The organism is Gilliamella sp. LMG 34360, assembly GCF_984568995.1.
The window spans coordinates 1,810,170-1,835,187 of sequence record NZ_OZ474900.1 but is presented as its reverse complement, the minus strand read 5'-3'; the positions used below and the strand labels follow the sequence as shown (position 1 = coordinate 1,835,187).

At 31.7% G+C, this 25,018-nt stretch carries 17 protein-coding genes, 1 tRNA gene and 2 pseudogenes; 8 read left to right on the top strand and 12 right to left on the bottom strand.

From position 1 onward, the window contains the following. Window position 1 precedes the first annotated feature (1 nt). Complete coding sequence (locus tag AC5LW9_RS08245; RefSeq protein ID WP_334321934.1) at window positions 2–790, top strand: endonuclease/exonuclease/phosphatase family protein; 789 nt, start codon at window positions 2–4, stop codon at window positions 788–790. Here AC5LW9_RS08245 and AC5LW9_RS08240 read toward each other — a convergent pair. The 3 genes from AC5LW9_RS08240 to rnhA all read right to left on the bottom strand — a co-directional run bounded on the left by AC5LW9_RS08240 (window position 762) and on the right by rnhA (window position 3,374). Next, entirely contained in the window at window positions 762–2,024 is a 1,263-nt protein-coding gene (locus tag AC5LW9_RS08240) for a transglycosylase SLT domain-containing protein (protein WP_198235988.1), read from the bottom strand. The genes AC5LW9_RS08245 and AC5LW9_RS08240 overlap by 29 nt on opposite strands. Before the next feature lie 42 nt (window positions 2,025–2,066). Further along, window positions 2,067–2,795, bottom strand: a complete 729-nt coding sequence (gene gloB, locus AC5LW9_RS08235) for a hydroxyacylglutathione hydrolase (RefSeq protein WP_198235987.1) — start codon at window positions 2,793–2,795, stop codon at window positions 2,067–2,069. Window positions 2,796–2,864: 69 nt separating this feature from the next. After that, complete coding sequence (gene rnhA / locus AC5LW9_RS08230; RefSeq protein ID WP_198228915.1) at window positions 2,865–3,374, bottom strand: ribonuclease HI; 510 nt, start codon at window positions 3,372–3,374, stop codon at window positions 2,865–2,867. A gap of 193 nt (window positions 3,375–3,567) precedes the next feature. On the opposite strand from rnhA, the gene dnaQ reads away from it, so the two are divergent. The 3 genes from dnaQ (at window position 3,568) to AC5LW9_RS08215 (ending at window position 5,364) form a co-directional block, all read left to right on the top strand. Next, a complete protein-coding gene (gene dnaQ, locus AC5LW9_RS08225) occupies window positions 3,568–4,302 on the top strand; it encodes a DNA polymerase III subunit epsilon (protein WP_493455633.1) in 735 nt (244 codons plus the stop codon). 114 nt (window positions 4,303–4,416) lie between these two features. Further along, a tRNA-Asp gene (locus tag AC5LW9_RS08220) sits at window positions 4,417–4,493 on the top strand. A 505-nt stretch (window positions 4,494–4,998) separates the two neighbouring features. Further along, window positions 4,999–5,364: a YbaN family protein gene (locus AC5LW9_RS08215; RefSeq protein ID WP_493455632.1), complete on the top strand. Its 366-nt coding sequence runs from the start codon at window positions 4,999–5,001 to the stop codon at window positions 5,362–5,364. 98 nt (window positions 5,365–5,462) lie between these two features. On the opposite strand, the gene AC5LW9_RS08210 is transcribed toward AC5LW9_RS08215, so the two are convergent. Then, window positions 5,463–6,518, bottom strand: a complete 1,056-nt coding sequence (locus tag AC5LW9_RS08210) for a beta/alpha barrel domain-containing protein (RefSeq protein WP_086327681.1) — start codon at window positions 6,516–6,518, stop codon at window positions 5,463–5,465. Between the two features lie 519 nt (window positions 6,519–7,037). Here AC5LW9_RS08210 and AC5LW9_RS08205 point away from each other — a divergent pair. Then, the gene (locus AC5LW9_RS08205) at window positions 7,038–9,812 is read left to right on the top strand and encodes a flavocytochrome c (RefSeq protein WP_493455631.1); all 2,775 of its coding nucleotides are present in this window, start codon (window positions 7,038–7,040) and stop codon (window positions 9,810–9,812) included. Window positions 9,813–10,270: 458 nt separating this feature from the next. Next, window positions 10,271–11,734: a DASS family sodium-coupled anion symporter gene (locus AC5LW9_RS08200; protein ID WP_493455630.1), complete on the top strand. Its 1,464-nt coding sequence runs from the start codon at window positions 10,271–10,273 to the stop codon at window positions 11,732–11,734. 73 nt (window positions 11,735–11,807) lie between these two features. Here AC5LW9_RS08200 and AC5LW9_RS08195 read toward each other — a convergent pair whose 3' ends face one another. From AC5LW9_RS08195 to AC5LW9_RS08180, 4 genes are all read right to left on the bottom strand, one after another. Next, the gene (locus AC5LW9_RS08195; RefSeq protein ID WP_493455629.1) at window positions 11,808–13,331 is read right to left on the bottom strand and encodes a Ppx/GppA phosphatase family protein; all 1,524 of its coding nucleotides are present in this window, start codon (window positions 13,329–13,331) and stop codon (window positions 11,808–11,810) included. Window positions 13,332–13,343: 12 nt separating this feature from the next. Continuing rightward, window positions 13,344–15,401: a polyphosphate kinase 1 gene (ppk1, locus tag AC5LW9_RS08190; protein ID WP_144092924.1), complete on the bottom strand. Its 2,058-nt coding sequence runs from the start codon at window positions 15,399–15,401 to the stop codon at window positions 13,344–13,346. Between the two features lie 110 nt (window positions 15,402–15,511). Beyond that, a complete protein-coding gene (gene pykF, locus AC5LW9_RS08185) occupies window positions 15,512–16,924 on the bottom strand; it encodes a pyruvate kinase PykF (RefSeq protein ID WP_493454068.1) in 1,413 nt (470 codons plus the stop codon). A 320-nt stretch (window positions 16,925–17,244) separates the two neighbouring features. After that, window positions 17,245–17,664 carry an META domain-containing protein gene (locus AC5LW9_RS08180; RefSeq protein WP_334323640.1) on the bottom strand — a complete coding sequence of 140 codons (420 nt, stop codon included), beginning with the start codon at window positions 17,662–17,664 and terminating at the stop codon, window positions 17,245–17,247. Between the two features lie 75 nt (window positions 17,665–17,739). Here AC5LW9_RS08180 and hrpA point away from each other — a divergent pair, with 75 nt between their 5' ends. Next, window positions 17,740–21,606, top strand: coding sequence for an ATP-dependent RNA helicase HrpA (hrpA, locus tag AC5LW9_RS08175; RefSeq protein ID WP_493455628.1), 3,867 nt, complete (start codon window positions 17,740–17,742; stop codon window positions 21,604–21,606). Between the two features lie 101 nt (window positions 21,607–21,707). Here the strand turns inward: hrpA and AC5LW9_RS08170 are convergent. From AC5LW9_RS08170 to AC5LW9_RS08155, 4 genes and pseudogenes are all read right to left on the bottom strand, one after another. After that, window positions 21,708–22,196, bottom strand: a pseudogene (locus tag AC5LW9_RS08170) (YdgH/BhsA/McbA-like domain containing protein); the annotation flags it as partial. A gap of 93 nt (window positions 22,197–22,289) precedes the next feature. After that, a pseudogene (locus AC5LW9_RS08165) lies at window positions 22,290–22,595 on the bottom strand (hypothetical protein); the annotation flags it as partial. A gap of 209 nt (window positions 22,596–22,804) precedes the next feature. After that, window positions 22,805–23,434: a cyclic nucleotide-binding domain-containing protein gene (locus tag AC5LW9_RS08160; RefSeq protein WP_172398353.1), complete on the bottom strand. Its 630-nt coding sequence runs from the start codon at window positions 23,432–23,434 to the stop codon at window positions 22,805–22,807. 833 nt (window positions 23,435–24,267) lie between these two features. Further along, window positions 24,268–24,477, bottom strand: coding sequence for a hypothetical protein (locus AC5LW9_RS08155; RefSeq protein WP_198229219.1), 210 nt, complete (start codon window positions 24,475–24,477; stop codon window positions 24,268–24,270). A 207-nt stretch (window positions 24,478–24,684) separates the two neighbouring features. Between AC5LW9_RS08155 and AC5LW9_RS08150 the strand changes: the two genes are divergently transcribed. Beyond that, on the top strand, window positions 24,685–24,780 hold the full coding sequence (locus AC5LW9_RS08150) for a phage/plasmid replication domain-containing protein (protein WP_198231961.1): 96 nt from the start codon (window positions 24,685–24,687) through the stop codon (window positions 24,778–24,780). Window positions 24,781–25,018: the final 238 nt, after the last annotated feature.

The following is a 25,018-nucleotide window of genomic DNA, read 5'->3' as shown; positions in this document are numbered from 1 at the left end:
AATGTTCAGAAAACGCAATTATACATTAAGATATAAGAGAAATAGCGATGTAGAATTGATATTACCTAACCATCATATAGTGGTAAAGCAACCACTCATTGATCAAGAATATTTTTCAATTTTAGTTTGGAATATTTTTAAGCAAAAGAGGGCGGAATGTATCAATATTTTAGAGCTTTATGCAGATAAAGCTAAACTAATTTTATTACAAGAAGCCCAAACTACACCTCAATTATTAAATTTTATTTCACGACACAATAAAATTGCAGATCATGTTCCAGCATATTGTTTGAAAGATATTTATGCCGGTGTTATGACTATAACCGATAGTTTACCAACAGATCTTTTGTCTTTTAGAGAAATAGAGCCACTAATTCGGGTTCCCAAATCAGCGTTAATAACTATCTATCCTATTAAAAATTCATTACAACAATTATTGGTAGCAAACATTCATGCTGTTAATTTTAGTATTGGAATTAAGGTTTATCGCCAACAAATCCATATATTATTAAAACGTATTAAAGAACATCATGGTCCGGTAATATTAGCGGGGGATTTTAATGCATGGAGTAAACAGCGCTTAGATTTATTATTTTATTTAGTGAGTTCAATTGGACTTAAACCCGTAAATTTCAGCGTTGATATTAGGAAAACATTTATGGGAAGACCTTTAGACTTTGTTTTTTATCGAGGATTACAGCTTGATGCAGCGCAAATAATTAGTACAACTGCATCAGATCATAATCCTCTTTATGTAAGTTTTAAATTGGATTTGCATTCACAAGGTTAATTGTTAGAACATCACCCTCTTTAATTCTCTGATTTTTTAAGTTATTCCATAACAACAGATCGGTAATTTTTACTCGATAATTTTGTGCAATACTATAGAGATTATCACCCGCTTTCACTTGATAAGTGATTTGGGTATTGTTACTATTATTCTCCACAATTGAACTGATCTTTTGATGATTTAGATCATTATGTTGTACTGCTGATGATTTAACTTCAAATGGCATCGGAGCATGTGGTACATCCTGCAAAAGCTCAGTTATTTCATTTGCTACAAGATTTTCTGCTTGTAATTTTTGGAATAAACTTTTGGCATGAGCATGTGGAATAAGCAAATGGAAAGGACCATTTACGGTTTGCTGTACATACCCCGCATTATAGGTCGTTAACTCATTGAGTGACAATCCTGTATATTGAGCAATTTTAGCCAATGAAATGTTTTTAGTTATATCAATTCTGACCAATGAATTTTCATAATTACAATCAGGCAATTTAATACCATATCGAGTATTATTTTTTACAATATCCACTATTGCCAAAATTTTAGGAACATAATGCATTGTTTCATTAGGTAATTCTAAAGACCAATAGTCAGTGGATAAACCTTTAGCATGGTTTTTCTCCATTGCTCTTCTAACGCGCCCTTCACCAGCATTATAAGCAGCAAGCGTTAATAACCAATCACCATTAAAGCGTTCGTTTAAATTTTGTAATAATGTGATGGCTGAATTTGTTGATGCAATTAAATCACGGCGAGCATCAAAATAATTACTCTGTTTTAATCCATACTCTTTTGCTGTTATAGGTACAAATTGCCATAAACCTGCCGCTTGAGCAGATGATGTTGCTAATGGATCATAAGCACTTTCAATTAAAGGAACTAAAGCTAACTCAACAGGTAAATTATTTTTACGTAATTGATTAACTATATAATAAACATAAGGCTCCGAACGTAATGCGATTGTTTCAAAACCTTGGGGATCACGTAATAATATTTCTCTTTCAGCTTTAATGCGACTATTATCGGGAACATTAGCATTAATCTGATTGTTTATATACTGCCATGGATTTTGCGTGATAGATACATAATTACTATTACTGACAGTTTGTCTATTACTAACTACGGTATTTTTTGAGTACTTTATTCTAACAACTGCATTATGGCGCGGCCCACTATACTGCTGACATGCACCTAAAAAAGAGCATAACACTGTAAATATTAATAATTTTTTCATTAGACAGACTAAGTTCTATATTGTTTAAGATTACTATTATACCTAAAAATTATCTTTTAGGCTCCTAAAAAAAGCAAACAGCTCTAATTCATCGCTAAAATTGAATTTATCTTGTAAAGATTTTTCTTCGCATCGTAAAAATAAATTAATTTGTTTTTCTTCATTTAAAATAGAAGGTAAAGTCACTGATTTATTATGGATACTATCAAAATATTTGTTTATTTCTTTGTCATCTGGAACCATATTTTTAGCAAAATTTAAATTTGCTAAAGTGTATTCGTGTCCAGCACAAACAAGAGTATCATCAGGCAACTGTTTTAATTTGTTAAGCGAACTTAACATTTGTTGATAAGTTCCTTCAAAAATTCTTCCACATCCAGCAGAAAACAATGTATCACCAGAAAACAGATAAGGATGACAATAATAAGCTAAATGTCCCAAAGTATGCCCAGGTAAATGGAACACCTCAAAATTGAAATCACCAATACTCACTTCATGTTGATTAGTTAGATAGGTAATTGGTAAATTAATCTCACTTGGACCATAAATGATTACATCAGGATATTTGGTTTTTAGCCCGCTAACACCTCCAACGTGGTCTATATGGTGATGTGTAAGTAAAATTGCAAGTGGTAATAGTTTATGTTGATTAAGATAATTAATGACCACTTGTGCATCACCAGGATCGACTATGATGACCTGATTATGTGAATTTTCTAATAACCATATATAGTTATCTTTTAATGCGGGAATAACATGTAAGTGAAACATTTATTATTGACTCCGTTAATGTTACTTATTGCAATTTATTAAAAATTTACACTTATTATCGATACTCTATCAAAATAAATTCAGTTCACTATCGTCATTATTTGCATTTTCAGATAATGATTGTTCAAATACAACATCGGATAAGCTTGGTGCTTGAGCCATGGATTTTGCAATTACATCACAACGTTCATTTTCAATATGTCCAGCATGACCTTTTACCCAAATCCATTCAATTTCATGCGTTTGAACTAATTTGTCTAAACGCATCCATAAATCTACATTTTTAACAGGTTTTTTATTGGATGTTTTCCAGCCATTTCTTTTCCATCCATGTATCCAATTGGTAATCCCATTGCGTACATATTGACTATCTGAATAGAGTTTTATCTTGCAAGTTTGTTTTAATTGCTCTAAGGCAACAATAGCGGCTAATAATTCCATGCGATTGTTTGTTGTTTTAAAATAACCTTGAGATAAGATTTTTTCGTTTTGCTTATATTTTAATATTGCGGCATATCCTCCAGGGCCAGGATTACCAAGGCAAGAACCATCTGTGTATATTTCAATTTGTTTTAACATTTTATTAATCTTTTTTAAAAATCAAATAACATTTTGAATGTGAGTTTGATATAAAATAGTAAAATATTTGTACTGATTTGATTAAATTATTTACTTCAATTTTCGCAGATATCAACATCAAAGAGTTTTAGTGCTAGACTATACCATTATTTTGTTTTTCCCAACATTTATTAATACATAAAAAGAGAATACTGTGATAACTAATTGTACTCGCCAAATCGTATTAGATACAGAAACCACTGGTATGAATCAGGAGGGCAATAATCATTATGAAGGTCATAAGATTATTGAAATTGGTGCTGTTGAAGTGGTTAACCGTCGATTAACTGGTAACCATTTTCATGTCTATATTAATCCTGAACGCCTAATTGATGAAGAGGCTTTTAGAGTTCATGGCATAAGTGATGAATTCGTTAAAGATAAACCGATTTTCAAAAATATTGCTCATGATTTTATTAAATTCATTGATGGCGCAGAGCTAGTAATTCATAACGCTTCATTTGACGTCGGATTTATGGATTATGAATTCCGGCTTTGTGGTCTAGATTTTAAAACATCTGAGCATTGTATCGTAACCGATACTTTAGCTATGGCCAGACGAATGTTTCCCGGTAAACGTAATAATTTAGATGTTCTTTGTGAACGCTATCAGATAGATAATTCTCATCGAACTCTTCATGGAGCTTTACTTGATGCCGAGATTTTAGCTGAAGTTTATTTAGCTATGACTGGTGGGCAAACAACTCTAGTTTTCAGTTCAGATGAACATCTTTCAACTTCAACAGAGGGAAGTGTTATAAAAAGAATAGAACGTACAGGTAATCCGTTAAAGATTATAAAGGCAACGGAACACGAGCTTTCCGAACATGAATCAATCCTAAAAAAAATTGAAAAGAAAAGTGGTGAAGCCATGTGGAAATTACATTAATGATGTTTTTATATTCAATTGAACAATGATTTTAAAAATATGATTGACGAACAAGAAAATAATCTTTAATATCACGCCTACTTTAATGTTGTTCGTTAAAGGAATCTAAAAAGCGGAGCGGTAGTTCAGTTGGTTAGAATACCTGCCTGTCACGCAGGGGGTCGCGGGTTCGAGCCCCGTCCGTTCCGCCAATTATTATAGAAATTCATTCAATTAGAGCGCTCCACGAAAGCGCTTTTTTTATTGTAAAATTCTTTGTGTCAAATTGGTGACATTTTCAGATAATCCATTTAGACCATCCCAAATCAAAGCCATGATGACAAATGGTTATGTTTTATAGCGTGAATAAATTTGGTCTATGTCTTAAAATTCATTAATAAGCATATTACTTAATATTGCGGTAATATCTTAGTTCTAAAATAGGAGAAAACGATAATAAAATTGACTTCTCTATATATTAATAAGATATGAGTATATTCGAACTATCCATAGATCATATTAAAATTAATGAACTATAACGTATTTTAATTATGTTTTTATTATCTACTGGACATACATAATTATATTACTGAAGCTTATAGTCAGCAGAATAGGGATGATGTAGCTAACAAAAGCATTTTTCAAAAAAAACATCAGCTGTGTTATATTAAATTGATGTTAATTAAACAGTAAATTTTCTTAGAGCTAAATTTTTTAATGTTAAAAAAAAGTTTATTTATATTATTGGGAAGTGTTTCTTTTATATTAGGAACCGTTGGTATTTTTGTGCCAGTTTTACCTACTATACCTTTCTATTTATTAACAGCTTATCTTTGGCTGAATAGTTCTGATCGCCTTTATTCTTATTTTACTAAAAGTAAATATTATCAAATTTACATTCAAAAAATGTTGATTGAGAAAAAAGCTTCAAAAGCAAGTTTATTGAAAATGCTTTTGATGGTATTTATTGTATTACTCATACCTTTTATTATCTTTAATTCATTACATGTTAGAATTATTCTTGTTACTGTTTTTCTAGCACATCTTATATTCGGTTATATTTATTTCAATAAAAATAAATAAAAATAATATTGTTATGAATAAGATTAAATTAAGTTAAGTTAAGTTAAAAAGTTAAAGGGCATACAAGTTACCCTGTAACTTTTTAGAGTATCCATTTATTATTGTTTTAAACTCTTTTTGATTTCTATTGCAAGCAAAGGATTCCACATAGCGCCCGTAGCACTCATTACTGCGTTAGCGCCAGCTTTTATAAATTCCTGATAATGTTCACTTGAGCTTACGCCGCCAACGCCAATAATTGCAAAGTTTAATTCCATTTGTTGACGATATTTAGCTAGACGAGTCACCATATCCAAACCTGCCCAACGAATAGCATCACCACAGACTCCACCTTCTTTTCTATTTTCTCCTAATGCTGGATGGCCATTTGCATCTACAGGTTTAGCCGAAAGGGTATTAATAGTACTTAAACCATCAATAATTGAGCCAACTCGTTTTAATAACGACACAATTCTTTCATCATCAGGAAAATAAGCTAATTTTAAAATAAGAGGGCGATCAGGCACGGCTGTTTTTATTTCATTAACAATACGCTCCACTTTATCGGTATCAAAACAAAGTAGTTTACTTGCACCTTCGTTAGGACAACTCAGATTGGCTTCTAGAATGGGGGCATCAGTTTCTCTAACTAATTTTGCTGCTAAAGCATAGTCTTTTTCAATTGCGCCATTGCCTTGAGTTCCTTGAAAGCTACCAATTACACATTGACCATGACCCGCTGCTTTAACTGCCTCAGCCATATCTGGTTGCCAAACGTCAGGTGCAAAAGAAGGAACGCCAAAGGAGTTAGTAATTGATAATGGTTGATTATAATTGGTGTCGGCTAAAACTGTATCAAGGTTACTGCTTAGTTTACCTTTAGGATGTACGGACAAAACATTTGGTAAAGGGTGACATTTATGCATTTTTGTTCTAACTGTTTTGTACACACATAAATCAAATCCATATACAAAAGCTGCTTTGATATAATTTGCATTTAATAATGGACCTGCAGGCATTCCAAACGGTAAATTCACATCAACATTTAAAAATTTAGTAGGCAGAGTTGTTACTTGTTCTGCCTTATCTAATTGACTGAAAAGTCCAAAAGGCCCTTGAGCATAATTATCTTCATAACTAATACTTGGATTATAAAAAGGGATCAAAGGTTTCATGCTTGCTCCTGTTTTGGTGTACTTATATTGAATTTGATTGGTAATCTGAGATGAAAATAAAAAAAGATAGGCTTAAAATAAAAAATCCTCCATAATGGAGGATCATTAATTAAAATAGAAAAAGAATGATGTTTTAATGTTTCTTTCAGTTTGTGTGTATGTGCCACAATCATCTACCATTCCTTTTTATATAAATTATTAAGCATTCTAACTGATTAGAATTAAAGTTCAAGAATAAAGTATTAAAAAATTTGCAAGTAAATGAAATAGTTATAGTGTTTTTTTTTAGACTAAAAATCCATTTTTATTAATCAGAAATGGAAAAAATGATACAAAATAAGCAATATTTAAATATTGAAAAAGTAAATTATTTTATAATTTTTTAATAAATTTAAAAAAATTTCTGTCGAAAAAATGATACTAACCTTGCTAATGAAGCTATTGTCGGTAGAGGATGATTATTAGTAATGTTATTATTACCAATTATAAATTAATTTAAGTAATTATCAGGTACCTAAAATGACAAAGAAAAATGCTTTTGAACCATTAACATTACCCAATGGTGTTGAATTAAAGAATCGCATAATTATGGCACCAATGACTACTTGTTCTGGATTTTATGAAGGTTCTGTAACATCCGATCTAATTGAATATTACAATGCCAGATCTGGAGAAATTGGAACTATTATTGTCGAATGTGGTTTTGTCGATCAAAAAGGGTTAGCTTTTCCTGGAGCTATTGGACTAGATAGTGATGACAAAATTGAGGGTTTAGCAAAAATAGCTCATGCAATTAAAGAAAAAGGTTCAAAAGCAATCATTCAGGTTTATCATGGCGGTAGAATGGTGGAGCCCAAGCTTATTGGTGGACTCTCCCCTGTAGGCCCTAGTGCGATTGCTGCCCCTAGACCTGAAGCAGCTACTCCAATAGAACTAACGGCGAATGAAGTAGATCAAATGATCGAAAAATTTGGAGAAGCAGTTAGACGAGCTATCCAAGCAGGTTTTGATGGTGTAGAAATCCACGGTGCTAATACCTATTTAATTCAGCAATTTTATTCACCAAATTCAAATCAACGCAATGACAAATGGGGAGGGAGTCGGGATAATCGAACAAGATTCCCCTTAGCCATTTTGGATATAACTCACAATATTGTTAAGAAGTTTGGGAAATCTGATTTTATTATTGGCTATCGTTTTTCACCAGAAGAGTTAGAAATACCAGGTATTCGTTTTGATGATACTATGTATTTACTTGAGAAATTAGCTGAAAAAGGTTTAGATTATGTTCATTTTTCAATGGGAACGATATTAAGATCCTCAATTGTCAATATTGAAGATCCAATACCATTGATTAAAAAATATGTTGCAATGCGTTCTGACACATTAGCTAAAATTCCAGTTGTCGGTGTTGGTAATGTAATTAATCAAACCGATTTAGAAACTGCCTTAGAAAATGGTTATGATTTAGTTGCTGTTGGTCGTGCCTGCATTGCCTATCCAGATTGGACAAGTCGAATCAAAAATGGTGAAAAGCTTGAATTGTTTATCAATAGCGATAAGCGAGAAGAACTCAAAATCCCAGTGCCATTATGGCATTTTCCATTAGTTGAAAGTTTAATTCGAGATGTAAATTTAAATAACAAAAAATTTAAACCAGGTAATTATCAAGAAAAAGTCAATGATGAATCCTATGAATTTACGATCAATGTTGAATTAGCAAAAGACTATATTAAAGATATGCAATTAGTTAATGCAAATAATTTTGATGATAATGTATTAAGTAATTTTAATGAAATAAAAGATAGAATTATTAGTTCCAATAGTCCTCATGTTGACACTATTTCTGGTGCTACAACTCAATGTGAAGCATTTAAGAAAGCGGTAACTAAAGCCATGGTTAAATCCAATAAAGATGCCATTTTGGCCGAAGGTGGTGATCCCGATGATAAATCTTTTGATATTGTTATTGTTGGAAGCGGAGGAGCGGGATTAGCAGCGGCAATTCGTGCACATGATTTAGGTGCCAATGTAGTCATTATTGAAAAAATGTCAGTGATTGGGGGAAATACCAATAAAGCATCGGCTGGTATGAATGCTGCAGAAACTAAATTTCAAAAACTGAGAGGAATCATCGATAGTAAAGATCTTTTCTATAAAGAAACAATGATTGGAGGAAAAAACAAAAATAATCCTGATTTGTTACGTTATTTTGTTGACAATGCTCCAGATGCTATTGATTGGTTAGATAAAAATGGCATTACGTTAAGTGGTATTACCACAACTGGAGGCATGAGTATCGATCGAACTCATCGACCAGAAAGTGGGGCTGCGGTGGGTGGTTTTTTAATAAGTGGATTGGTAAAAAATATCAATAATCGTGGTATTGAAGTTATGCTTGATACCAACGTCACTAAAATTGTAACTGAAAATCATAAAGTAACAGGGGTGGAAGTTACCCAAGAAGATGGTTCAATTCATACCATTAAAACAAAAGCAGTAATCATTGCCACCGGTGGATTTGGCGCAAATAGAGAAATGGTTGAAAAATACCGCCCTGATCTCAAAGGTTTTGTGACAACTAATCATAAAGGAGCAACAGGATCGGGAATTACCATTCTAGAAAAGCTTGGTGCAGGTACGGTGGATATGAACGAAATTCAAATTCATCCTACTGTAGAACAAACAACCGCTTATCTCATTTCTGAATCAATTCGTGGTGGAGGTGCAATATTAATATCACAAGATGGAAAACGCTTTGTTAATGAATTAGATACGCGTGATAAAGTTTCTAATAGTATCAAAAATTTACCAGAACATTATGCTTATATCTTATTTGATCAACAAGTTCGTGATGAAAATAAATCGGTAGAGGAGTATGTTTCACGTCATTTAGTGACTCAAGCCAATACTATTGATGAATTAGCTAAACAGTTATCCATTGATGCAAATACATTGACTGAAACAATAAAACGTTATGATAATTTTATTTTGAATAAACATGATGAAGATTTTGGTCGAACAACAGGGATGCGTCATCCTATTAATAAAGATCCATTTTATGCGATAAAAATTGCACCAGGAATACATCATACTATGGGAGGAGTAACTATCAATCCGGAAACACAAGTATTAGATACTCAACATCATGTTATTGAAGGCGTCTTTGCCGCAGGGGAGGTGGTTGGAGGCGTACATGGTGCCAATCGTATTGGTGGAAATGCTGTTGCAGATATCATTATCTTTGGTTTACAGGCAGGCAAAAAAGCTACAGATTATATTCATCAATATTAAATTAGTAGTTTGAATATATGCCATTTTATTAGAAGCAACTGTTCTATTGAAGTTTGATTAGACTAGAAAAGTCGTTGTTTAGGTGAAATATTTATAATATCAGAAACTTGATAACCAATTTGTTATTAAGTTTCACCTACTAGAGGTGATCTCCGTGAATTTAGGCAATGATAAACATCTAGTCAAAATTAATCTAATGTTATTATTAAATTATTCCCAAATTTTCTTAAAGGAGTATGTATTGCACAATGAATAAGTGAATACCATAATCTATAAAGTAGCAAATATATAAAGGAAATGTTTTTCGATAGATTCATTGAAAAATAAAATAATAAAATTAATAAACACTTATAGTTTCACTAGCCAAATAATTAACGATTAACAAAATTAAATAATTATCTAAAAAGAAATTTTTTTTAAACTAAATTAAATCTTTTTAAAACAAGAAGGAAAATGCAATGGATACAATAAAAAAGCCACCGGTTAAATGGCTACCATTTATTATTATCGCTGCTATTTCAGCCATTTTATGGCTATTTGTATTACCTCCTGATGGAATCAGTATAGAAGGATGGCGGACAAGTATTATTTTTGTGGCTACTATTGCTTGTATTGTTGCAGAAATTATGCCTATTGGCGCAATTGGTTTACTGGCGATTACCATTTTTGCGGTGTTAAAACCATCTGGAGCTGCTTCTGCAACGGAATCAATTAAAATCGCGCTAAGCGAATTAAATAGTACATTAATATGGCTTATTGTTATCGCTTTTATGATCGCTCGTGGTTTTATTAAAACAGGGTTAAGTAAACGTATCGCTTATTACCTAGTGAAAATTCTCGGACGAAATACATTAGGTTTAGCCTATGGATTATCAGTAACTGATATTGCTTTAGCACCTGCAATTCCAAGTACCACAGCTCGAGCGGGAGGCGTAATTTACCCAATTGCTGAAGCTTTAGCCATTAATTTTAATTCAAATCCTAAAGATGATTCACGAAACCGCATTGGAACTTTTTTGATGCTAACGATCAGTCATATCAATGATATTACATCGGCAATGTTTTTAACGGCATTCACTGGAAATCTACTGGCGGCTAAATTAGTAACATCTTCGCTTGGCATAACATTAGGTTGGGGTCAATGGTTTATTGCTGCTATTGCTCCTTGTTTAGCTTCTTTCATTATCATTCCGTTAGTTATCTATTTTTTGACCAATCCAGAACTTAAAAAAACACCTGAAGCACCAAAATTAGCGACGGAAGAGCTTAAAAAAATGGGTCCCGTTACTGGTAAAGAAATTATAATGGGAAGTACAGTGATACTACTTTTGGTATTTTGGATTTTTGGTAATAAATTGGATATTGACTCAACTACTACAGCTTTTATTGGCTTAACCCTATTAATTTTAACAGGCGTATTGAGTTGGGATGATATTAAAGGAGAAAAAGCTGCTTGGGATACTTTAATTTGGTTTGCAGCCTTACTTATGATGGCAGGACAAGTAAACAAACTTGGTGTAACTAAGTGGTTAGGTAATACTATAGGTAATGCAATAGAGGGGCATTTAGGTGAAAGTAGTTGGGTGCTTGTTATTATTATATTGTGTACCGTTTACGTTTATTTACACTACTTTTTTGCCAGCGGTAATGCTCATATTGCAGCTTTGTTTCCTGTATTTTTATCTGTAGCAATTGCACTCGGTGTACCACAAATGATAGCTATCTTTGCACTAGTCATTTGTACAAATTATTTTGGTTCAATTACACAATTTGCCAACGCTAGGAATCCACTATTATTCGCTGAAGGATTTGTACCAGTAAAAACATGGTGGAAAGTTGGTTTTGTATGTAGTGTTGTGAATTTAATTATTGTTTTCACCATTGGTTTATTATGGTGGAAAATGATAGGGTTAGGTCAATAAAGTAATTTTTTTACTCAAGAAATGTTTTTACTGCTAGTTTAACTAGCGGTAAAAACATATTAATAAAATTTATTCAACTTATTACAATTGATAACTTCCAATCATCGACTGTTTTCCAATATTTTTGCTCTTGTTCTAAATCAAGCAGAATAAGTTTATTATTTTCAATGAATGTCTCATCTATCTCTAAAGTAACATTGGTTAATTTGTCATCAATTAATTTCAAACGAAAAGCATTTAAATTCAGATCATTATTACGCTGATTATTGATTAATATTGATAATCTTAATATCTGTAATAATGATATGATATGCTTATATTCAAAAAGACTAAAATATGGCAAATTATCAATATTTATTGATTTTCTATGATAACGAACAAGAGAAGACAAAAGGAGTTGTTGTTCTTCATTAAATCCTGGAAGATTACTGTTTTGTAAAATATAACTTGAATGTTTATGTACAGAAGAAAAATTGATTTTTAATCCTACTTCGTGTAATTGTGCTGCCCAGTATAATATTGACTCCAAATGCATCGGAATAGTAATAGGAGACTGTCTCTTCCACTGTGAATATAAATATTTGGTTGTTTTAACAACCTGTTTTGCATGTCGTTCGTCTATATTATAATGTTGAGAGAGGGACTCAGCTGTCGTTTCTCTAATATCTCGATAATTGGGACCATCAATGAGCTCATATAATATGCCTTCACGTAGGGCACCAGGGCAATATCGTAGAGCTTGTAAATCTAATGCATCAAAAACACCGCTAAATATAGCAAGACCACTGACAAAAACATCTTTTCTTTCATCGGAAAGGGATGGGTATTGAATATCATAGAAAGAGTCAAATTCTAAAATATAATTGATTAGATCATCTAACCGTTTTTGAGTTATGATTCCATCACTGACGCCCAAATCCAACAGTATTTTGTAAATGGATTTGATCGTACCCGATGTACCAAAAGCAATACTAATATTCTGTTTTTTTATAGTATTAATAATGCTTTCTATCTGTTGTGCCGCGGCAAGTTTGGCTCGTTGGAAAGATATTTTATCGATCTTTTTTTGGGAAAAAAACTGCTTTGTATAAGTGACACATCCCATTGGTCTACTCGCAACGATGTACGGTTTAAGATTATTCCCTTTACCTATTGCTATCTCAGTCGATCCTCCACCTATATCTATAACAAAATTTGTATTAGTTATATTGGTCGATTCGGTAGTCATCGTGCCCAGATAAATTAATCGAGCTTCCTCTTGCCCGGAAATAATTTCAATAGGATAAGGCATTACTTTAGCCGCTTGAGTCAAAAATATCTGTTTGTTTTTGGCAATGCGTAATGTGTGTGTTGCGACAATCCTTACATTTTCAATGGGAAAATCTTTTAATCGCTCAGCAAACAAAGCAAGGCATTCTACGCCACGTTTGATACTTGATTCACTTAACTCATTATTTTCATTTAATCCAGTAGCTAAATGAATATATTTTTTATTTTTATAAATAATTTGTGAAATACCATTTATACAACGAGCAATGACCATATGAAAACTATTTGACCCAAGATCAATCACAGCATATTCATTTAATTTAGTCATTTTCCTAATTCCTCATACAATTGTTTCTAATTGTTTTAAATAATCATAGATAGCATGTTGTGCTCTAATTTTCTTCTTATTACCTCTTAATACATAATTATTAGTATTATCTTTATCAATAATTCTGGCTTTAACATTATCATTACATTGGATATTAAAAATATCATGAATTGTCGATCTTAAAATAGGGTCAAAAATTTTAACGCCAACTTCAATACGATTATCTAGATTTCTAGGCATCCAATCTGCTGAAGAAATATAGGTATCTTTCTTTCCATCGTTTTCAAAAATATAAACACGAGCATGTTCTAAATATTGATCAACAATGCTGGTCACAAAGATATTTTCACTTAAATGAGGTATTTGAGGAACTAATACGCAAGTCCCTCGAACAATCATTCTAATTTTCACTCCCGCACATGATGCCCGATAAAGTGCATCAATCATTTCTTTATCGGTTATCGCATTGAGTTTTAGATAAATACCTGCAGATTTTCCTGCTTTAGCATTTGTTATTTCTCGTTCAATAAACTCATGAAATCGTAATCGTGTGTTTTGAGGAGAAACCAGCAAATAATTGAAAGATACTGGTTTAAATGGATTTTCAATAAAATTGAAAACTTTTTTTACTTCATCAGTTATAGCGGGATCTGCTGTTAATAATGAAAAATCGGTATAAATTCGGGCAGTTCTTTCATTAAAATTACCTGAACCAATATGAGCATAACGGACAATTTCATCATTTTCCTTACGGTCAATTAAAAATAACTTGGCATGGATTTTTAATTTTGGTTGTGAATAGATAACTTTAATACCACTACTGATCAATCTTTTGGCCCATTTTATATTTGCTTCTTCATCAAAACGAGCTTGTAATTCAACTACAACCGTTACTTTTTTTCCATTATTGGCGGCATTTATAGCGGCATGAATAAAGCGAGAATCTTTTGCGACACGATAAATATTCATTCTTATGTGGGTCACGGCAGGATCGAAAGAGGCCTGTCGCATAATTTCTAATACATGCCCAAATGAATAATAAGGATAATATAGTAGGACATCACGATCTTTGATTGCTGCAAAAGAATTTCTGAATTGTTTGAATCTATTATAAACAAGATTAGGCACATGTTTATTCATCAAATTTTTAATACCTAGATCTGGAAATTTCACCAAATCTTTAAAATTAGGATATCTTCCTCCAGGCATGGCATCTTGTTCAGTTAATCTTAACTTATTAATAAGCAATTCAAATAATGCTCTTGGCATATCCTTTTGATAGGTAAATCGAACTGGTTGAGCTGTTAATCGTTGTTTCAATCCTTGAGACATCAGTTCAAGCAAACTATCTAATTCGGTATTTAATTCATATTCAGCATCGCGATTTATATTGATTGAATAAGCATTTAGCTCTAATGCATCAAAAAAAACTTTGAATATCTCAGGGAGACAATAACGTAAAATATTATCTAGAAATATAATTGATTTATTTTTTGTCGACACTTCAGAAGGAAGTAAAACGAATCGTGAAACATTATCAGTAGGTAGTTCAAGCAGGGCATAACTTATGCTAGTTTCACAAATTATTTCAACAGCCAAGTAGGCATGATCGTCTTTTAAAAATTGAATCAATTCCGTATGACTATCAAGTAGGATAGGGGTAATATACTGTCTTAGATTATTTTTGTAATAATTTTTTATCCAATTTTCTTGATAAGAAGATAACTGCCTTTCATTAATCAAAAAAATCTGATTTCTGGCCATTTCAAGTAATAATTCATTATAAAGCTGATCAAACTGAAGTTCTAATTGAATAACTTTTTGATTAACTTGGCGTAAAAGTTGTTTTGAATTTGATGAACCTTGAGATTGTTCTTGTTCAATCAAAACATATTTTTTTAAATTAGCAAATTGTACTTTATAAAATTCATCAAGATTACTGGAGTATATTCCTAAAAATCGAATACGCTCAATAAGCGGATTACTTTTATCAGCGGCTTCTTGTAGAACGCGCTGATTAAAAGACAACCAACTTAGTTCTTTTGGAAAGTATACTTTTTCTGATAGCATTTTTATCTCTTACAATTTATTAATACTGTATATTTACAGGATAACTTAAGTAAAAAAAAAAGCTAGCACATAGCTAGCTTTTTATATTTAATTAACGATATTAGAATTAATTAAATTCTATGAACTGAAGTTGTGTTGGTGGTTCCACTTGGAACTAATGCTCCAGATACCATCACAATTGTATCACCTTGATTTAAACCGCAATGTTTAACTGCCATTTCTTTACCTAAACGGTAAAAATCATCAGTAGAGTTAATTGCATCAATTAAAATAGGCTCAACACCTTTAGATAAAGCTAATTGGTTAACAGTTTTTTGACATGATGATAGTGCTAAAATACGCGCTTTAGGGAAATAATGACGTACTTCACGTGCAGATTTGCCACTGCGAGTTGCAACAACAATCAATGGAACATTAAGTCGTTCTGCAATTTCAACTGCACCACAACAAACTGCTGCTGTAATTCGTAATTTTTCTTCTTTAGCGGTAAGTTCCAATGAAGCAGGAATAGTACTATCTGTACGTTTACAAATAGTTGCCATGACATTCACCGTTTCAAGTGGATATTTACCTTTAGCACTTTCGCCTGATAACATCACTGCATCAGTTCCATCAATGATTGCGTTAGCTACATCACCCGCTTCAGCACGAGTAGGGCGAGGATTTTTTATCATTGAGTCAAGCATTTGTGTTGCAGTAATAACTGGTTTTGATGCTCGATTACATTTTTTAATCATCATTTTTTGAGCAAAGATGACTTCTTCAACCGCAATTTCAACACCTAAATCACCACGAGCAACCATAATACCATCTGATGCTTCTAATATTTCGTCAAAATTATCTAAACCTTCTTGGTTTTCAATTTTAGAAATAATTTTGATATCTTCACCACCATGAGCTTTTAAGTGAGCGCGGATATCTTCAACATCTGAACGTTTACGAATAAATGAAGCCGCAATAAAGTCAACGCCTTGTTCACAACCAAAGATAAGATCATTTTTATCTTTTTCAGCTAAAGCAGGTAATTTAATTGAAACACCCGGTAAGTTAATACCTTTATTTTCCCCCAAATCACCATTATTTAAAACTGTACAGATAACTTCATTACCTTTAATTTCTTTAACATCCATAGCAATTAAGCCATCATCAACTAGCACGCGATTACCTGGTTTTAGATCATGCGCAAAACCATCATAGGTAACAGCAACACGCTCAGAATTACCAACGACATTCTTATCAGTGGTGAAAGTGAAAGTTTGACCAGCTACTAATGAAACGTCATTTCCGCCTTCTAACTTAATAGTACGAATTTCAGGACCTTTGGTATCTAGCATGATTGCAGCTTTTAAGCCAGTTTCTTGCATTACTTCTCGTAAATTCTTTATTCGATTACCATGCTCTTCATAATCACCATGAGAAAAATTTAAACGCATAACGTTCATTCCTGCGTTTAATAATTTGGCTAGCATCTCTTTTGATTCAGATTTAGGACCTATGGTACAAACTATTTTTGTCTTTTTCATAATATTTTCTACTAGTTGTTAAAGTTAATGTTTAAAATTCAAATAATCTTTTTTCGCAAAAAAAATCAATGTCTGATGATTGATTAGATTGGTATATAGAGAGATGAGTAACTACAAAATAGTTACATAACTTAAATAAAATATTTGAAGAATTAGTCATTTTCATTAAAGCTTGGACATCTACAAAACTGGAGCCATTATATTCTTAACTACATTTAAAATAAAGCTTTTTGTAATGAAATTGTCTCACTTAGCCACTAAAAAACATTTTAATAATATAAATATTTGTCAAAATGTTTGAGGAAATGCATACGTTTTAATCACATTAACTCTTTAAGTTTATAAGTAAGTTCGTTATCTTCATTCTTTAGAATTAATTGATCCTTTGTTAATTCAATCTTTGCACCTTTAACAATTAAGTCTTCAATAACTGCATCTAATTCACCCAGTTCTCTATCAGGACAAGCCATTTTGGTCATAGCTAAACCTGCACCTTTAATAACATTATCATTTAATGCAACTTTACCAGAAAATAAATTGCACATTTTTCCTGTTATTGTCATATTTTCACCGAATTCTAATTCAGCATACTTATCAGATGCGATTTCTTGTCCATTAGCCTTTACAAGCACAAAGTGGTGATGCATAAGATCGGTATCTTTGACATTGTTTGATTTATTACAACCAGAAATGGTGAAAGCTGTAGCAATTAAAGGTAAAATAAAAATCGTTTTTTTCATTTAAACTCCTAATAAAAAGTTTAATTTGCTATAATTGAGCACAATTTGGATTATTAACAGAGCATTTTACACTCTATGTTATCTCAACAGCAACTAAAAGATTTAAAATCAACGACTTTCTTAGATAAACATAAAATAATAAAACTGGCTAAAAAAGATCATTTAGAGAATGATATTAATTTGGCTATACAAGCAGCTAACCAGCATTACCAAGCTCGAGTATTGTCGTTACCAAATAAAATTCATTATCCTGACAATTTACCTGTAGCTGAAAAAAAACAGGCGATTTATGATGCTATAAAAAACAATCAAGTTGTCATTATTGCAGGTGAAACGGGTTCAGGTAAAACGACACAAATTCCGAAGATTTGTTTAGAGCTAGGTTTAGGGATTAAAGGATATATTGGTCATACCCAACCAAGACGATTAGCTGCTCGTTCTGTTGCAAATCGTATTGCGGAAGAATTAAAAACAGAAATAGGGCAGTTAGTTGGTTATAAAGTTAGATTCTCAGATCATGTGAGTGAAACAACATTAATAAAATTAATGACTGATGGTATATTACTTGCTGAAATCCAAAAAGATAAATTGTTGCTACAATATGATACTATTATTATTGATGAAGCTCATGAACGTAGTTTAAATATTGACTTTATTTTAGGTTATCTAAAGCAATTATTACCTAAACGTCCAGATTTGAAAGTAATAATTACATCAGCAACCATTGATGTGGAACGATTTTCTAATCACTTTAATCAAGCGCCAATAATTGAAGTTTCTGGACGAACTTATCCTGTTGAAGTGAGATACCGTCCACCCATTTTCAATGAAGAAGATGATACAAATAACGATTTTCAACCTATTCTTGATGCTATTGAGGAACTATCAGCAGAAAGCTTTGGTGACATATTAATATTTTTAACTGGTGAACGGGAAATTCGTGATGTAGCCGATATACTTAATAAATTAGAATTACGCCATACCGATATTTTACCATTATATGCTAGATTATCTGTAACAGAACAAAATCGCATATTCCAATCCCATTCCAAACGTCGAATTATTCTTGCAACTAATGTCGCAGAAACATCATTAACTGTACCAGGAATTAAATATGTAATCGATCCTGGTTTAGCCAGAATTAGTCGTTATAGCTATCGAACAAAAGTCCAGCGATTACCAATTGAACCGATCTCTCAAGCTTCGGCTAATCAACGAAAAGGTCGTTGTGGGCGTACCTCGGATGGTATATGTATTCGTTTATATGATGAAAATGATTTTTTATCACGACCAGAATTTACTGATCCCGAAATATTACGAACTAATTTAGCTTCGGTAATTTTACAAATGACTTCATTAGGATTAGGTAATATCGCTGCTTTTCCTTTTGTCGAAGCTCCTGATTCCCGATATATTCGTGATGGTATTCGATTATTAGAAGAGCTTGGTGCAATATACATTAAGCATCATCAGTATCATTTAACTGCAACAGGTAAAATTTTAGCTCAATTGCCTATTGATCCAAGATTGGCCAGAATGTTAGTAGAAGCAAGGCGATCAGGTTGTACAAAAGAAATAATGATAATTACAGCAGCCTTGTCTATCCAAGACCCAAGAGAAAGGCCATTTGATAAACAACAAGCTTCTGATGAAAAACATCGCCGTTTTGCTGATAAAGAATCAGACTTTTTATCTTTAATTAATTTGTGGAATTACATCCAAGAACAGCAAGATCTTTTATCAGGAAATCAATTTAGACGATTATGTCAAAAAGAATTTTTAAATTATCTTCGTATCAGGGAATGGCAAGATGTCTATACGCAAATCAGACAGACCATCAAACAATTAGCTTTTCCAATAAACAGTAAAGCTGCTGATTATATTTCATTACATACTTCTTTGTTGAGTGGGTTATTATCTCATATTGGCATGAAAGAAATTGAAAAACGTGAATATATCGGAGCTCGAAATATTAAGTTTGCAATTTTTCCAAATTCAGCACTTTTTAAAACTCAGCCGAAATGGTGTATTGTTAGCGAACTGGTCGAAACAAGTCGATTATGGGGGAGAACTGCAGCTAAAATTGAATCAGAATGGATCGAGCCTATAGCCCAACATTTGATTAAATACAGTTATAGTGAGCCAAGATGGTCTAAAAAGCAGGGCACCACAATAGCCAACGAAAAAGTAACATTATTTGGTTTACCAATTGTTGCTAATCGTATAGTTAATTATAGTAAAATTGATCCAGTTTTAAGTCGTTCTTTATTTATCAGGCACGCATTAGTTGAAGGTGATTGGTTAACTAATCACAAATTTTATAAACAAAATCAAAGATTAATCAAGGAAGTTGAAGATCTTGAACATAAATCGCGTCGCCAAGATATTTTAATTGACGACGATGAGCTTTACGAATTCTATGATAAACGTATTGACGATTCAGTTATTTCTACAAAACATTTTGATAGTTGGTGGAAACAAAAGCAAAAATCTCAACCTGATTATCTTAATATTGAAAAGGAGATGCTGATCAAACAATCAGCACAGCTGGTTAATCTAAGTGACTTCCCTGATTTCTGGTATCAAGATAATTTTAAATTAGCATTAGAATATCAATTTGATATTGGACATAATCGTGACGGCGTCACAATTAAAATCCCTATTGATTTGTTAAATCAAATAAAAAATAGAGGATTTGATTGGCAAGTTCCTGGATTCAGGAAAGATTTAATTATTGCCTTAATTAAATCATTACCAAAGTCATTACGTCGTAATCTTGTTCCTGCACCGAATTATGCAGAAGCATTTTTAGAGAGAATAAAAACAACAGACCAACCAATTCTTGAAAGTTTAGAAAATGAATTTCGCAAAATGACTGGAGTAAAAATCACATCTGAAGATTGGCAACTAGATCAGGTTCCCGATTATTTAAAAATGACATTTAGCATTATTAATAGCAATAATGAAGAAATTGCATCAGGCAAAGATTTAGTCTTATTGAAAGAACAGTTAAAAAATGAAGTTCAAAAAGCTTTATCCACTTTAACTACCAAAAAAATAGTATCCATTGAGCAAAGTAATATAACTGATTGGAATTTTGGTACATTACCTACAACTTATGAAGAAAAACAGAAAAATTATACAGTTAAAGCTTATCCTGCACTTATCGATCATCAAGATTCAGTTAGTATCGAATTAGTTGATAATCAAGAGGAACAACAAAAATTAAATAAATTGGGTCTTAGACGTTTGTTAATGCTGAATATTCCTTCACCAATCAAATATTTACATGAAAAATTACCGAATAAATCCAAATTAGGACTTTATTTTAATTCTTTTGGTACCGTATTAATGTTGATTGATGATTGTATTGCTTGTGCTGTTGATGAATTAATAGATAAATATAATCAAAATATTCAAAATCAAGATCAATATCAAAAATTGCTTGATTATACCAAAACAAATATCAATGAAACGGTTATAGATATTGCTAAACAGGTAGAAAGTATTTTGACTTTACACTATAACATTAACAAAAAATTAAAAGGTCGAGTTGATCTATCATTAGCTTTTGCTCTGTCAGACATAAAAAGGCAACTTAGTAATCTAGTTTATAAAGGTTTTGTTGCTGATTCGGGTTATAAACGACTTGCTGATGTTTATCGTTATTTACTAGCAATTGAAAAAAGAATTGAAAAACTTATGGGTAATGTAACAAAAGATAGACAATCGATGAATATTATTGAGGAAGTTGAAAATCAATATGAAAAATGGGTTAATAGCTTGCCACAAATTGTTAGATCTAAAGATAGTGTCATTAATATACGTTGGATGATTGAAGAGTTAAGAGTGAATCTATTTGCTCAGCAATTAGGAACCCCTTATCCAATTTCACCTAAACGAGTTAAACAGCAGATCGAACTTGTAAAATCTGAATTATAAATATTAGGATGATCATTTCAGGTTTGAAAATTAGAACATGAAATAATAAGAAGAAAATAAAAGAGAAAGTAGGGCGTGGAATACGCCCATCTTCAAAAATGCTACTTATAAAGATCTACAAATACAGTGATATTAGGTCCTTTAGTATCATGAGCTACTCGAGCAATATGATAATATTTAGCTCCATTTTCAATCGCTCTTTTACCTGCTTGATAAGAAATTTCATGATCAGTTACATAATATCCTCGGAATTTAATAGTATCAAAAGCAACCATTTTTGCGGCTGTAGCATCATTCAATTCTTGAATTTTTCTTCCGTCAGGAAGCGTTACAGTGTAACGTGTTAAGCGTTGTGGTTCGGTTGCAACTGCAGGAGCAACATCGGTTGAAGCAGTTCCAGTTATTTTCGTTTGTATTGTCTTTGTGGTAGATTGATCTATTACTTTTACTTTATTATTAAATTTGTCTGCATAAAATTTCTCATTAAATGCAGATGGTGAATAATAACCAGGTTTTTCAACTTGCATCGCTGCTTCACCACCTTGTGCAAGTGCAAGTTGGCCAGCTTCAGAATCATAAGGAATGGCGTTTTCAGGTTGAAGTTTACGCTCTGGAGCATCTTTTTTAAACAAGTAAGCTGCGACTTGGATATTGCTGCCTAATTCAGAACGAGAATCAATATAAAAAGCGTAGGCACCTTTTGCTAAAGCTTCTTTTGCAACAGCTTGATTTAAATCAATTTCACTAGGAAAGTATCCACGTATGCGCACAATATTAAAAGGTTCTAAACGAATCGCCTTAGATTTTGGATATTCAAATACACCTTCAAATTTACGAAAGTTCTCAGCTGTTTCAACAGCCTTTGGTGCATCTGACTTATATAATTTAGCGTAAACGATACGCAATGTATCATTCGATGGACTGATATTCGTAGTAGTTATATAGAATGCTGAAGCACCTTCTTTATCAGCTGCTTTTGACATAGCCATGACATAATCATTATCGGTATAAAAAGCACCACGAACAGTAATTTGTTTAAAAGATTGAAGGTCTTTAGCTTGTTCTTCATTTAATTGTTGAGCTGCAAATGAGCTAATTGGACTCGCAGCGATAGTCGCTACAATAAGAGTTTTCTTTAAACTTATCATATTTGATTAACCTTAGAATTAACTTATTTAACATTTTATCATGAAATAAATTACTTTCCCAAAACAATTAAAGCGTTTAAATTTTTGATGAAAATATATTTACCTTTCACGGATAAAATATCAAGTTCTTGAAATTTAGTTAAAATTCTACTAACAGTTTCAATGGTTAATCCTAGATAATTAGCGATATCGGTTCTACTCATAGATAACTTTATATTCAATGAAGTATGACCACGTTTTTCATAACGTTTATAAAGAGAATAAATAAAATAGGCTAGACGTTCATCAGCCTTTTTTTGTGAATAACATAAAACTAACTTTTGAAAATTATAGATATCATTACTTAATAATTTTAAAATCATATCTCTTGTAGTTTTATTTGTATCAACTAATTCCATTAATTCATCATAGCGGAGTTCGCATATAGAAACATTATTTAACGCTTTAACAGTATAGTTATAAACCCTTGTTGAAATGGAGTCTAACCCAACAATATCACCTGGTAGATAAAAACCATTGATTTGTTCATTACCATTTGAAGTAGTAACATAGGTTTTTAATGCGCCTGAATGGATGATGAATAATTTTGTGAAAGAAGTGTTTTCGTGAATTAAGATCTCATCTTTTATATAAGACTTTTTACGATCTAACACTGTATGTAGGGTATTATTGAGTAACATTGGGATACATAGTGATCCAGTACTGCACAATTCACATGGAACAGAATAGCTTTTTGATCGTAATGACTTATATTTAGTTTGCATCTTTCCGAAAATGTTAATCCATTAGTTGACAAGAACAATGTATTCTATAATAAAAAACAGAGAGTAGTTAGACATTATTTTTTTATTTACAAAAATAATCTAATATCTTTATAGAAATACAAAAAAACTTTATATTTCATATAAAACTACACTAAACCGATATAATTTATATCTTATATAATAATTGATAAAAGTCAAGAATAACAATTAAGTTCAAAATAAAAGAAGAGAAGAAAAGAGGACTAAATGATATTGGCCGGTACTTAAATACATTGCAATAAGTTATATTTAACATAATATACATTATGCGAACCGATATAAATTTACAAGCAGAGCGCTAAATCACAATGCTAACTGAAAAATTTGTGACATCTTGTACCTGCTCGGGATTGGACAATCAGACACTTTGACTTATCGAATTTCACGAACAGTCTATGAAGAAAAAAATTAAAAGTTAATGTTATTGATAATTAGTTATAAAAATATATCTCAAAAATAAATAAAGCATCTACTTTCGCTTTTTGTTTTGGCTTCGTAACCAGTAATTTAATTTAATAAAATAGAAGTTACGTTATCATACATTTAGCCACTACAAAAATTATTTACCGATAAAAATAAGATCATTTACTAATTTTTCATTATTGTAAGTTATATCATGAAGCCTTTTTTTGTATATTTCACAAAGATCATAAATAAAAATTTCTTTAACTTTTACATTATCAAAATCACTTAATTCTTTGCTTTCACCTTTAGTTATTATCCATACCTGCTAATTGAATAGTTTTAGGTGTAATTCCACCATCAATTTTTTTTGTATTAAAGGTTAAAAAGGTTAATTGAGCTTTTTGGCATAATTTATTAATATAGTTTTCAATTTGCTCTTCTTTAAATGATTCAAAATTTCCTTGTAAAGTGCAGTCATGCATTACAGCTAAATTTTCTATTGTAAAAAAAACCATCAGCCTTGCCTGCTTGATTAATTCGATCAAATTGAAATGTTTTATTAGCTCCAATGGCTTTTAATAAAATAAAGACTGAATCTTCAAATTCTGAAGGATCATTAATTAATTTTATTTTGTTGATTGAATCAATTAGATAAGATTTATATTCTTCAACGCCTATTTTATTTACAATTGCGTTACTGTCATTAATGCTGTCAGCATCTGATGCATAAAGCTAGATTACGCAAAATAGGAATTGATATAGCACAGCGTTTTAATTTATCTAAATTCAGTCCTATGACTGTTCGTGAAATTCGATAAGTCAAAGTGTCTGATTGTCCAATCCCGAGCAGGTACAAGATGTCACAAATTTTTCAGTTAGCATTGTGATTTAGCGCTCTGCTTGTAAATTTATATCGGTTCGCATAATGTATATTATGTTAAATATAATTTATTGAAATGTATTCAGGTACTGTTTAATATTTTTTAGCCCTCTTTTCTTCTCTTCTTTTATTTTGAACTTAATTGTTATTCTTGACTTTTATAAGTCACTATTAAT